Genomic DNA, 11528 nt, shown 5'->3' on the forward strand with positions numbered 1-11528 from the left:
TTGAATTAATGGCAACAAAGTCCCTTAAAAAACTTGGAAGCGATTTAGCGCAAAGCAATAGACAATTAGAAATTCTATCTAAGGGTATTTTTCAAAATGGAGAATTACCTACGTTTAAAGCTAAGATTTCTGAAACGAATCAATTTCCGTTAAAAGCAAAAAAGCTTGAAATTCTACAAATCAATGTCGGTTACATGTGTAATCAAGTTTGTGATCATTGCCATGTAGATGCAGGACCAGACCGAAAGGAAATTATGACTAGAGACACAATGAGAGAATGTCTTGAAGTCATAAAAAAAACTGGAGCTCATACTTTAGATTTAACTGGTGGAGCACCAGAAATGAATCCAGATTTTAGATGGTTTGTTGAAGAAGCTGCTAAAGCAGGAATCAAAGATTTCATTGTACGTTCTAATCTTACTATTATTAGAGCAAATAAAAAATATTACGATTTACCAGAGTTCTTTAAAAAACATAATGTACATGTTGTGAGTTCAATGCCGCATTGGACACGAGGAAAAACAGATAAGCAACGTGGAGATGGTGTTTTTGACAAGTCAATTAAAGCATTGCAAGAGCTTAATGCTATTGGTTACGGAATGCCAAATAGTGACTTACGACTCGATTTAGTTTACAATCCTTCTGGTGCATTTTTACCTGGAGATCAAACTTCTATGGAAAAGGATTTCAAAAAAGCATTGCTTGAAGATTTTAATATTCAATTTCATAATCTTTTTGCAATTACCAACCTTCCTATTAGTCGATTTTTGGATTATTTAATAGCTTCAGAAAATTATGAAGATTATATGTATTCACTTGTCGAAGCCTATAATTCATCTGCTGTAGCTAATGTAATGTGTACCAATACGCTTTCAGTGAGTTGGGATGGTTATTTGTATGATTGTGATTTTAATCAAATGTTAGAGCTCCCTGTTAATAGTAAGGTGAAGCATATTTCAGAATATAATGAAGAACTTCTTGAAGGTAGAAATATTGTAATTTCTCAACATTGTTATGGCTGTACAGCTGGAGCAGGTAGTAGTTGTCAAGGTAATGTTGCATAATCAAAACCATGAAGAAAAATATTTTATACCTATTTGTCTTTTTTACGAGTATTAGTTTTGCGCAAGACAGTCTTTCGGATTTACTAAAGAAGTACAATACTGAAAACATTCCATATATCACAGTACAAGAATTGGCTATGCCAAAAACTGAAGCTGTCCTATTGGATTCGAGAGAATTAAGAGAATATGAAACGAGTCATTTAAAAAATGCTATTCATGTTGGTTATGATAATTTTGACTTAAATTCTGTAACAAAAGAACTTACCGATAAATCAACCAAAATTGTGGTCTATTGCTCTCTAGGTGTTCGATCAGAAGATATTGCAGAACAACTTAAAGAAGTAGGTTATACCAATATTTATAATCTTTTTGGAGGTATTTTTGAATGGAAAAACAATAATTATACAGTTTATAATACCGAAGGAGAAACGGAAGATGTACACACATTTTCAAAAGAATGGAGTAAATGGCTTTTAAAAGGAATTAAAATATATGACTGATGCACTTGTAATTGTGTTTGTAAAAAACATAAAACTAGGAACGGTAAAAACAAGACTTGCTAAAACTATTGGTGACATAGGTGCATTTGAAGTGTACTCCGAACTTGTAAAAATCACAGAAAATGCAACCAAACAATTAGAAATAGATAAGCGGATTTACTTTTCTACTGCTGTTGTTGATACGAAATGGCAGAATGATTTTAAGACGGTTCAAAATGGTATTGATTTAGGCGAACGCATGCTCAATGCTTTTAAAGATGGCTTTAAAGCTGGTTACAAAAAAATAGTTTTAATTGGTTCTGATTTGCCAGACTTAAACGCAACTCATATTACAAATGGCATCAAAGCATTAAATGATAGTGATGTGGTTTTTGGACCAGCAGAAGATGGTGGTTATTACTTAGTTGGCTTATCTAAACCAAACACATCAATCTTTACAAACAAACCTTGGAGTCAACCAAATTTACTTAATAAAACGTTACAAGAGTTACAGAAACTTCAAGTTTCAGTTAGTACCTTAGAGCCTCTTAATGATATTGATACTTATGAAGATTTAATAGCTTCAGAATTTTATAAATCGAATTTAAAATTACAAGAAAAAATACAGCAACTTAATGATTAAATTAATTACAAAAAGCACTGAATATTTACAAAGCAAAGGTTTTGATAAACCCGAAGTTGGTATTATCCTCGGAACAGGATTAGGGCAACTTATTGATCAAATTGAAATCATAGCAGAAGCGAGTTATAACCATATACCTAACTTTCCGACTGCAACTGTAGAGTTTCATAAAGGCAAACTTGTTTATGGAGTTTTAGAAGGTAAAAAGATAGTAGTAATGCAAGGTCGTTTTCATGTCTACGAAGGTTACTCCTTACAAGATGTTAGTTTTCCGGTTAGAATTATGGAAAAACTTGGCATTAAAATTTTATTAGTTTCTAATGCTGCAGGAGCCATAAATTTAGATTTTAAGAAAGGGGAATTAATGCTTATTGATGATCACATTAATTTACAAGGAGGTTCTCCTTTGGCTTTTAAAGGTGTATCTGAATTAGGTGAACGTTTTACAGATATGAGCGCACCTTACAATGCTGAAATCAATACCAAGTTTGAAAGTATTGCTAAAGAAAACGACATAACATTACACAAAGGTGTTTATGCAAGTGTTGTTGGTCCTCAACTCGAAACAAGAGCGGAATACAGAATGCTTAAAACGATTGGTGCAGACGCTGTTGGTATGAGCACAGTACCAGAAATTATTGTTGCCAATCATTTAAATTTAAAAGCAGCAGCAGTTTCTGTGTTAACAGACGAGTGCAATCCAAATAATTTAAAACCTGTAGATATAGGTGAAATTATTGCCATGGCAGGAAAAGCCGAACCAAACATGATTACATTATTTAAAGAATTGATTAAAACATTATAGAATATGAGCTATTTAGAAGCTACAAATGATTTATATAAAGAAGCAGCCTTAACGCCAGATGTTGGATTATGTTGTACTACCAACCCTATTTGGGAATTACCAGGATTAAAAATTCCAAAAATAATGCAAGAGATGAACTACGGTTGTGGTTCTACAGTGCATGCTCGCGATTTAACCAATAACCCTAAAATGCTTTATGTTGGTGTTGGAGGTGGAATGGAATTACTTCAATTCGCTTATTTCAATAGACAAAAAGGTGGAGTTGTAGGTATTGATGTGGTTGACGAAATGTTAGAAGCATCTCGTAAAAACTTCATAGAAGCTGAAGCACAAAACGATTGGTTTAAATCTGAATTTGTTGATCTGGTAAAAGGTGATGCATTAAACTTAAATGTTGAAGATAATTCTATCGATGTTGCTGCTCAAAACTGTTTATTCAATATTTTTAAAGCTGAGGATTTAAAGAAAGCTATCGAAGAAATGTATCGTGTTTTAAAACCTCATGGTAAGTTAGTAATGAGCGACCCAACTTGTGAGCAACCAATGAATGACGAATTACGTAACGACGATCGTCTTAGAGCACTTTGCTTAAGTGGTAGTTTGCCAATTGCTGAATATGTGAAAGCTTTAACTGATGCTGGTTTTGGTACTATTGAAATTAGAGCAAGAAAACCGTATAGAATTCTTGATCCAAAGAATTATCCAACAGACGAATTAATTTACATAGAATCAATAGAGGTTGCTGCTATTAAAGATCCTATGCCAGCAGATGGTCCATGTATCTTTACAGGAAAAGCTGCTATCTATTATGGTGATGAGGATTATTTAGATGATAAAGCAGGGCATATTTTATTAAAAAATCAACCTTTAGCAATTTGCGATAAAACTGCTAGAGATTTACAAGCTTTAGGTAGAGATGATATCTATTTTTCTGAATCTACATTTCATTATGATGGTGGAGGTTGTTGCTAATTAGTTAAAACTTAGTAGTATTAAGACTGTCTGAAAAGGCGGTCTTTTTTTTAACAAAAAATATAGTAAGCAATCTTATTTACTATCGTCAAAACAAACTACTAAACTTATAAAGTATGATTCTAATTCTTCTATTTATTTCAGCTTGTTTTTTAGCCTTTAGCAATGGAGCTAATGATAATTTCAAAGGAGTTGCTACACTTTTCGGTAGTGGAACAACTAATTATAAAAAAGCTATAAACTGGGCTACTATCACTACATTTTCTGGATCCGTTGCCGCTATTTTTTTTGCTAATGAATTAGTAAAAAACTTTTCTGGCAAAGGTTTAGTTCCAAATGAACTTATAACCATGCCTATTTTTGCAATATCTATTGCATTTGGCGCTGCCCTAACTGTATTTATAGCAACAAAAATTGGTATGCCAATATCAACAACACATAGTTTGGTAGGCGCTTTATTTGGAGCAGGAGTAATGGCTGTAGGCTCAGAATTTAATTTTGAAAAACTAGGAAGCACCTTTTTAATGCCTTTAATTGTAAGTCCTCTAATGGCTGCAATTGTTAGTTTCATTGCATACCTCATCTTTAGATTTTTCAGGAAACGTTTAGGAGTTACCAAAAAAACTAACTTCAATATTCACGAAAAGGAAACCACAACTATTGCCTCTCTTAACATTGATAATACGGCAACATTAAAAACAAAAACTACCATTGAAGCTACTATTCAAAATAATATTGAAACTTACGATGGTCAAATTCTTGGTTTAAACTCTCAAAGAGTTTTAGACTCTCTACACTACTTAAGTGCAGGAGTTGTAAGCTTTGCTCGTGGTTTAAATGACACCCCAAAAATTGTTGGGTTATTATTAATCATTAATGCTATTGACATTAAATGGAGTATGATTATTATAGCGATTGTTATGGCCACTGGAGGATTACTTAATGCAAAAAAAGTAGGTATAACCATGAGTAAAAAAATAACACCTATGAATTCTGGACAAGGATTTACTGCAAATATGGTAACTGGCCTATTAGTAACCACAGCAAGCATACATGGTATGCCAGTTTCTACAACGCATGTGTCGGTTGGTTCTATCTTTGGAATTGGAACCGTTACAAAAAAAGCTAATTATAAAATGATTGGCAAAATATTATTATCTTGGTTACTAACACTTCCAATGGCTGCCATAGTAAGTGGTTTATTATTTATTTTATTAAAAAATATATCCTAATTATATCAAATCGAAAAATATATATTTGACATCACGCCATAGAATTACCACATCGTGTAAGGTATGGTGTTAATTTTGAAATTAAATGAAAAAAATAGTACTTATATATACTTTTATCTTGTTTTCATCTTGCTGTGGAACAAAAAATGTCATTGAAACACAACCTGAGCCAACAAAAAAAGTTGCTATTGTAACTGAAGTACCTGAGTTGCCTCAACCATCTAATGAAAGTGAGGTTGAAAAAACCATTATTCCTCTTCCACCAAAACCACCAAAACAGTCTTCAAATTACAAGGAATTGATTCATAAGAGATGGAACACTATTTTACAAAAGTATGTTTCGAACAATGGTAATGTTGACTATATAGGAATTAAAAACGACAGAATTGAATTCGATATTTATATTGACTATTTAAGTGATACTTTTCCTGATGGTACATGGTCAAAAAATGAAAAGTTAGCCTATTGGATTAACGCCTACAACGCCTTAACTATAGATTTAATTCTAAGAAATTACCCAACAAAAAGCATCAAAGACATTAAAGATCCTTGGGATCAACGTCTGTGGAAATTTGGAGATAAATGGTATAATCTTAATGATATAGAGCATAAAATTCTACGTAAAATGGATGAGCCAAGAATTCATTTTGCTATTGTATGTGCTTCTGTGTCTTGCCCAAAACTGCAGAATGAAGCTTTTACAGCTTCAAATTTAGAAGAACAATTGACTAATGCTACAAAAGAATTTTTATCAGATTCCTCAAAGAATGAACTTTCAAAAAATAGAATTAAACTCTCTAAAATATTCAAATGGTTCAAAAAAGACTTTGAGAAAAATAGAAGTTTAATTGATTTCTTAAATACATATTCAGAGGTTTTAATTTCTAATAAAGCAAAAAAGAGCTTTAAAGATTACAATTGGGATTTGAATGAATAAAATCTCAATAGTTATTCCTGTTTTAAATGAGTCCGCAACCATAAAGGACTTACTTTTTCATTTAATTGATAATGCTTCACTAAATTCTATCTCAGAGATTACAGTAGTAGATGGAGGAAGTACTGATGGTACTCAAGAAATAGTTAAATCCTTAGATTTAAATATCGTTCTTTTAACGTCTGAAAAAGGACGAGCCAAGCAAATGAATCTTGGTGCAAAGAAAGCGAGAGGTAATATTCTCTATTTTCTTCATGCAGATTCTTTTCCACCTAACAGATATGACAAGTATATTTTAGATGAAGTAAAAAAAGGTAATAAAGCCGGCTGTTTTAGAATGCAATTTGATAGTAATCATTGGTGGCTGCGTTTAGCAAGTTGGTTAACTCAATTTAGTTGGCGCGCTTGTAGAGGTGGTGACCAAAGTCAGTTTATAACACGTCAACTTTTTGATGACATCGGAGGTTACGATGAAAGCTTCATCATTTACGAAGACAATATTTTAATTAATGAGCTCTATGCTCGTAACCTGTTTGTTGTAATCAATAAAAAAATTAGAACTTCAGCACGTTTATACAAAAAATACGGTGTTTGGAAAATTCAATATCATTTTTGGACCATCTATGTGAAAAAATGGTTTGGTGCTTCGGGAGATGAGATGCTGGCTTATTATAAGAAGCATATTTGTTAATAGCTATTTATTTCTCCCTATCTCATCAGTATATAAATCTTTCAAAACATCACTTTGAAAGATTTCTTTTGTATTAATGTCTATTGCAGACAATTTACCTGTAAATGCAGCTCCTGTATCTACATTCCATACATTAATGGCATTCATAGGTTTATCTTTACCAAAATTTATTGTAGGTGTGTGGCCAATATAAATTTCAGAATAGTGTTTAAGGCGATTAGGATAAATTTTAGAATCTTTCTCAATTCTTTTATCCATAGTTAATGCCATTTCCCATAATGTTCTGTCAAAATAGAAGGCTACTTTATCATATTCTTTTTCGACACCATGCATCGATGTAAAACCAGCATGTACAAAAAGTCGTTTTTCAACATCGACATGATACAAAGGCATAGCTTCAAAAAAATCGAGATGCTTTAATTTCTCTTCTTTAGAAAAACTTCTATAACTTTCTATAGTTTCTTTTCCTCCATGATTAAACCAAACTCTATTTTCAATTCCTGCAGCTAACCATTGTTCGCACCACACATCATGATTTCCTTTAATAAAAATACATTCGTTGGTTTTAGACAACTCAATTAAATACTGAATTACCTGTGCAGACTCACTCCAACCATCTACATAATCTCCAACAAAAATCAGTTTGTCTTTTGCTGAAACTTCTGCTGTTTCCATAAGTTGAACAAGTGCTCTTAGTCCTCCGTGAATATCTCCTATTGCTAATGTTCGCATATAAAAATTTATTTATACAAATCTAAAACATCCTATGGAATACAATAAGGGTTAGGATTAAATTTAGGTTAAAAATATTGTCCAATTCCAAAAACCAATCCTTGGGTAGCATCTGGTGTAATTCCTATTCCATAATCGATTCTAAAAATAGCATTGAAGATTTTTTTATGAATAAATCGTAGCCCTAAACCTGGATAGACACGTATATTTTGAGAATCACTAAAATCACCAAAATCACCAGCAGGATTTCTCCAACTTCCTGCATCTATAAATGCATTACCTTGTAAAGAAAACCATCCCTTTTCATAGAGTGTGTATCGATATTCTGTATTTAACACTATTGCAGCTGTACCTCTATCAATTGTATTACCAACACCTCTAATATTTAAATTATTATCTACTGAGAAAGGCGCAAATGGTGTATCGTTATTAGTAGCAATACCCAAACGCAATCTGCTTGCCCAATTGCCTTTGGCACCGAAACGTTTAAAGTATTGAAAATCATTCCAACCGATTAAAAATTCTGGTAACGAATTGTCTCTTGTTGTAACATACTGAAAATTAAAAATGCTTCTAAAACCTTCTATATATTGGTAATCGTAGTTAAGATTATTGTATTCGTAAATTAGTTTATATAATAATTTATGTACTCTTAAAGCTTGTGGAATATTAGGATTGGTCGCACCAAATTTATATTCGTAATCTTCGGTAAAGTAATTGATCCCAAACTCAAATCGGTTTGTAAAATTAAGTTGATATAAACCTAAGAATTCGAAAGACTCGTTATTGTATTTGTAATTCGCTGTTGTTCCATCAAAAAACACAGGTTCTTGCGTTGTTAAATCTTGGTAATTGAGAGCCAAACCTAGAGATCTACTAAACAAATAAGGAGCTCTAAAATTTACAGCATAAGAGCTATAAATATCCTTTTGAAAAAAACCACCAAAGGTTATATTTTGACCAAGTAAATTAAATTCATATAAACCTAAACGATAGGCAAATTCATCATCATTAGTAGTATAAACATTTGCGGAAGGAATAATGGTGAAATTCTCTTCGATATTATAAAAGACATTATACTCATTAGGTTTTTCAGCCGGAAACACTTGATAATAAGCATGAGCTATAGAGGGCAATCGTTTGAGAAGTTTAATATCTTCTTCTATTACTGTAGAATCTAGTTTAACTCCAGGTTTAATATTAGATATCTTTTGAACAAAGGAAGTCTTCAATTTTTTATTGCCTTGCACTTTAAGGTCTGCTATTTTATAATTTTGAGCACTAACAAATGTGGTAAACAAAAAAATTAAAAGTGTTAGATGTTTCATGTGATGGTAATTATTACACTTGGTCGCTAACATCATTTATCCTTACTAAATAGTTTTAGTTTTCTGATTTGTAATAATCTTTAATAACGTTTTCTACTGGCTTATTTTGTGGTGTAAACATTGGGTTATCTTCTCCTCCAACATTATCGTAGTCATGAAACCACTTCCAAACAAAACCTCCTGCAAACCATTCTTCGTTCCAAAAAGTTTCATATAAGGCTTTTGTTGTGTTCACTTGGGCATCTAAGTTTACATCTTTCATGCTTCGAGACGATACCCAAGGTTCCTTACCAGAATAGTCTACACTTCTGTATCCATACTCAGTAAACAAAACAGGCAAATTATGTTTTAATGCTAATTCTTGCACAATAGGTTTATGTGTTTTCCAGCCTTTTAAACAATCCTCTAACGTCGGTGTTTTGTTATCACTAACTGGGAAATAAGCATCCACTCCAATAAAATCGAGCTGATTCCAAAAAGGTGTACGTTTAAATTCGTCCCAATTGGCAGCATAAGTTAATTTACCTTTATAGATAGATTTAACTTTTGTAATTAAACCAGTCCAATAATCTGGGCGGTTTTTAATAAAATTTTCAAGTTCAGTACCTATACATAAAATTTCAGCATTGACTTCTTGTGCTAATTCAGCATATTCTAAAATAAAACTGGTATATGACTTTTCTAAGAGTTTCCAATTTTCTTCTGTTGCCATTTCAATAAGTCCAGTAAACTCACCTCTCCAAACCCAGATTTGAGGTTTCAGCATTACTTTTATGTTCTTCTTGCGAAGTTCTTCAATATATTGCTTTGCTCCTGCTCTGGTTTCACCAAACCATTGTCTCTTTGTGTTATGTACAATTTCTGGATGACCCAGGTTTTTCACAAAACCAAAAGGCATAATGGCAGCATAATTAGCATTGACATTAACTACAGGTTGTACATTTTTTTCATCAATAGTCTCACCTGAAGCAACAAAACTAACACCATTTATTTTTTCTTGTTGGCCACTACAAGCAAACAAAGCTGTTAATAAAAGGTAAAATATTAGACGCTTAAACATTAGAATTGATTTAAGCATCTAATTTAAATAATTCTTAAAACAATGCTCTTAAACCTATATTAAATGTTTGTCCTAAACCTGTATTATTACCTCTAATAAAGTTAGTGTAAAGTGTTTCTATATTTAAAACTTTAGTCAATTGGTATTTAAAACCTCCACCTAAAGCTGTGAAATCTTGAGCGAAATCATTACCAGTATCTATTCGCTGCGAATGTTGAGCTAACGCTAAAACAGTAAATTTATCACTTGGGAAATAGCTTAAAAATACACCTGGAGTTAAGTTAAGACTATTGTTAGCAAAACTATCTTCTTTCTTACCAAAGTTATATTCTGTATTTAACTCTGTAAATAATTGCCAATCTCCACTTGGAAATGTGTAATCGTAGAAAAACCTATTCTGAAAAATAAATCCTTTCTGATCTAAAAATACTCCATCTTCAGATTCATTATCCACTAAAGGAATATGAAAAGCCGTCTGTATTGTAAAATTAGACACATTTTTAAACGGATTAAACTTTACAGCTGGTGCAAAAGACGTAAACCCAGAACGTGCAGTACCAGTTTCACCATCAAAAGAAAATACATCTAAGGCACCTCTATCATTAACCACATTAGATCTAAATTCTAAAAGTAATCCAACATTAAACTTACTAGTTTCAGATACTCCTGTAAAAATATCTATAGTCGATGTGAAAAAGGTTTGTCTTGGTTCTTTACCATTACTAAATGTACTTTCCGTTTGAGTATATAGGTTATTAAACCATTTAATATCCCATTGCCCTTTGTCTAACAATTTTGAAGGTGTATACTCTTGTATGACACTTTTTTGTGAATCTTCATCCTCTTGTGAGAAACCTAAAAATGAGATCATTACTGCTATTAATACTATATTTAACTTTTTCATTGCTTTTTTATTTGATTGTTTGTTCTATTTTATAGTTTGTTCTATTTTATAGTTTGTTTAAACTCCAGTTGTAGGTAAAGTAGCTGAGTTTAAAATTTTTTAATATTTTTTCTGTTCTGTATCTGTTTATAAAGTCAATTTCAGTGATTCCATCCATGGTAAAATCTTCCTTATACCATTTCATAATTTCAGAAACTTCAACTTTTTTATTTTTTGAATTTACTTTTAAAAAACTACCATTTAAGGCTATTTTAGTTTGAGTCTCTAATTGAATTTCTAAAGTATCTGGCAAATACGCCTTACTAATTAAAGGAGGGCAACCAACTGCACCACAAACCAAAACAAAATGAAAGCGTGCATCTTTAAATTTAGCTCTAAGCAAATCATTTTCAATACCATTAAGTGTCACTTTTTCACCACCTAAACTATAAGTCGTCTTATCAAAAAAACCTTTATTGTCTAGAGGAGACTTTATAGGATAGTTATCTATTATTCCCTTTATAACACTAATATTATAAGCGTTAATCCAAAAGGCTTGATAGTTTTTATCATCTAAAACTTTAACTGAAACACCTTCTGCAATTTCTAAAAGTTCATCTAAAGTAGATTGATCTTTATTTATGTCTGAATAAGCTACTTTACCATTCTTAACATGTTCTCCTAAAAAGGTATTTGTTTTAGACA

13 protein-coding genes are annotated in these 11528 nt (G+C 31.8%); 8 read left to right on the forward strand and 5 right to left on the reverse strand.

Annotated features, from left to right (window positions below):
• Positions 1–8: 8 nt before the first annotated feature.
• From arsS to QZZ53_RS07865, 8 genes are all read left to right on the forward strand, one after another.
• The gene (gene arsS, locus QZZ53_RS07830) at positions 9–1064 is read left to right on the forward strand and encodes an arsenosugar biosynthesis radical SAM (seleno)protein ArsS (protein WP_296383309.1); all 1056 of its coding nucleotides are present in this window, start codon (positions 9–11) and stop codon (positions 1062–1064) included.
• Between the two features lie 8 nt (positions 1065–1072).
• On the forward strand, positions 1073–1564 hold the full coding sequence (locus QZZ53_RS07835; protein WP_296383311.1) for a rhodanese-like domain-containing protein: 492 nt from the start codon (positions 1073–1075) through the stop codon (positions 1562–1564).
• The gene (locus tag QZZ53_RS07840) at positions 1557–2186 is read left to right on the forward strand and encodes a TIGR04282 family arsenosugar biosynthesis glycosyltransferase (RefSeq protein WP_296383313.1); all 630 of its coding nucleotides are present in this window, start codon (positions 1557–1559) and stop codon (positions 2184–2186) included. The genes QZZ53_RS07835 and QZZ53_RS07840 overlap by 8 nt, the downstream gene beginning before the upstream one ends.
• Entirely contained in the window at positions 2179–2991 is an 813-nt protein-coding gene (locus QZZ53_RS07845; protein WP_296383316.1) for a purine-nucleoside phosphorylase, read from the forward strand. The genes QZZ53_RS07840 and QZZ53_RS07845 overlap by 8 nt, the downstream gene beginning before the upstream one ends.
• A gap of 3 nt (positions 2992–2994) precedes the next feature.
• Positions 2995–3963, forward strand: coding sequence for an arsenosugar biosynthesis arsenite methyltransferase ArsM (gene arsM, locus QZZ53_RS07850; protein ID WP_296383318.1), 969 nt, complete (start codon positions 2995–2997; stop codon positions 3961–3963).
• A gap of 116 nt (positions 3964–4079) precedes the next feature.
• On the forward strand, positions 4080–5195 hold the full coding sequence (locus tag QZZ53_RS07855; RefSeq protein ID WP_296383320.1) for an inorganic phosphate transporter: 1116 nt from the start codon (positions 4080–4082) through the stop codon (positions 5193–5195).
• 85 nt (positions 5196–5280) lie between these two features.
• Entirely contained in the window at positions 5281–6132 is an 852-nt protein-coding gene (locus QZZ53_RS07860; protein ID WP_296383322.1) for a DUF547 domain-containing protein, read from the forward strand.
• Entirely contained in the window at positions 6125–6820 is a 696-nt protein-coding gene (locus QZZ53_RS07865) for a TIGR04283 family arsenosugar biosynthesis glycosyltransferase (protein WP_296383325.1), read from the forward strand. The genes QZZ53_RS07860 and QZZ53_RS07865 overlap by 8 nt, the downstream gene beginning before the upstream one ends.
• Before the next feature lie 3 nt (positions 6821–6823).
• Here QZZ53_RS07865 and QZZ53_RS07870 read toward each other — a convergent pair whose 3' ends face one another.
• From QZZ53_RS07870 to QZZ53_RS07890, 5 genes are all read right to left on the reverse strand, one after another.
• Entirely contained in the window at positions 6824–7552 is a 729-nt protein-coding gene (locus tag QZZ53_RS07870; protein WP_296383327.1) for a metallophosphoesterase family protein, read from the reverse strand.
• 68 nt (positions 7553–7620) lie between these two features.
• A complete protein-coding gene (locus QZZ53_RS07875) occupies positions 7621–8880 on the reverse strand; it encodes a POTRA domain-containing protein (protein ID WP_296383329.1) in 1260 nt (419 codons plus the stop codon).
• 55 nt (positions 8881–8935) lie between these two features.
• Complete coding sequence (locus QZZ53_RS07880) at positions 8936–9940, reverse strand: glycoside hydrolase (RefSeq protein WP_296383332.1); 1005 nt, start codon at positions 9938–9940, stop codon at positions 8936–8938.
• A 34-nt stretch (positions 9941–9974) separates the two neighbouring features.
• A complete protein-coding gene (locus QZZ53_RS07885) occupies positions 9975–10844 on the reverse strand; it encodes a hypothetical protein (protein ID WP_296383334.1) in 870 nt (289 codons plus the stop codon).
• A gap of 46 nt (positions 10845–10890) precedes the next feature.
• On the reverse strand, positions 10891–11528 hold a 638-nt coding region (locus QZZ53_RS07890; protein ID WP_296383336.1), incomplete at its 5' end, for a DUF547 domain-containing protein.

This window comes from Winogradskyella sp. (assembly GCF_016744625.1).
Classification (GTDB): domain Bacteria; phylum Bacteroidota; class Bacteroidia; order Flavobacteriales; family Flavobacteriaceae; genus Winogradskyella.

What these genes read in the sequence shown, in the direction of transcription:
- QZZ53_RS07865 (WP_296383325.1), top strand. Translation starts at nt 6,125, where the DNA reads ATGAATAAAATCTCAATAGTTATTCCTGTTTTAAATGAGTCCGCAACC.
- arsS (WP_296383309.1), top strand. Translation starts at nt 9, where the DNA reads ATGGCAACAAAGTCCCTTAAAAAACTTGGAAGCGATTTAGCGCAAAGC.
- QZZ53_RS07870 (WP_296383327.1), bottom strand. Translation starts at nt 7,552, where the DNA reads ATGCGAACATTAGCAATAGGAGATATTCACGGAGGACTAAGAGCACTT.
- QZZ53_RS07880 (WP_296383332.1), bottom strand. Translation starts at nt 9,940, where the DNA reads ATGTTTAAGCGTCTAATATTTTACCTTTTATTAACAGCTTTGTTTGCT.
- QZZ53_RS07860 (WP_296383322.1), top strand. Translation starts at nt 5,281, where the DNA reads ATGAAAAAAATAGTACTTATATATACTTTTATCTTGTTTTCATCTTGC.
- QZZ53_RS07855 (WP_296383320.1), top strand. Translation starts at nt 4,080, where the DNA reads ATGATTCTAATTCTTCTATTTATTTCAGCTTGTTTTTTAGCCTTTAGC.
- arsM (WP_296383318.1), top strand. Translation starts at nt 2,995, where the DNA reads ATGAGCTATTTAGAAGCTACAAATGATTTATATAAAGAAGCAGCCTTA.
- QZZ53_RS07875 (WP_296383329.1), bottom strand. Translation starts at nt 8,880, where the DNA reads ATGAAACATCTAACACTTTTAATTTTTTTGTTTACCACATTTGTTAGT.
- QZZ53_RS07885 (WP_296383334.1), bottom strand. Translation starts at nt 10,844, where the DNA reads ATGAAAAAGTTAAATATAGTATTAATAGCAGTAATGATCTCATTTTTA.
- QZZ53_RS07835 (WP_296383311.1), top strand. Translation starts at nt 1,073, where the DNA reads ATGAAGAAAAATATTTTATACCTATTTGTCTTTTTTACGAGTATTAGT.
- QZZ53_RS07845 (WP_296383316.1), top strand. Translation starts at nt 2,179, where the DNA reads ATGATTAAATTAATTACAAAAAGCACTGAATATTTACAAAGCAAAGGT.
- QZZ53_RS07840 (WP_296383313.1), top strand. Translation starts at nt 1,557, where the DNA reads ATGACTGATGCACTTGTAATTGTGTTTGTAAAAAACATAAAACTAGGA.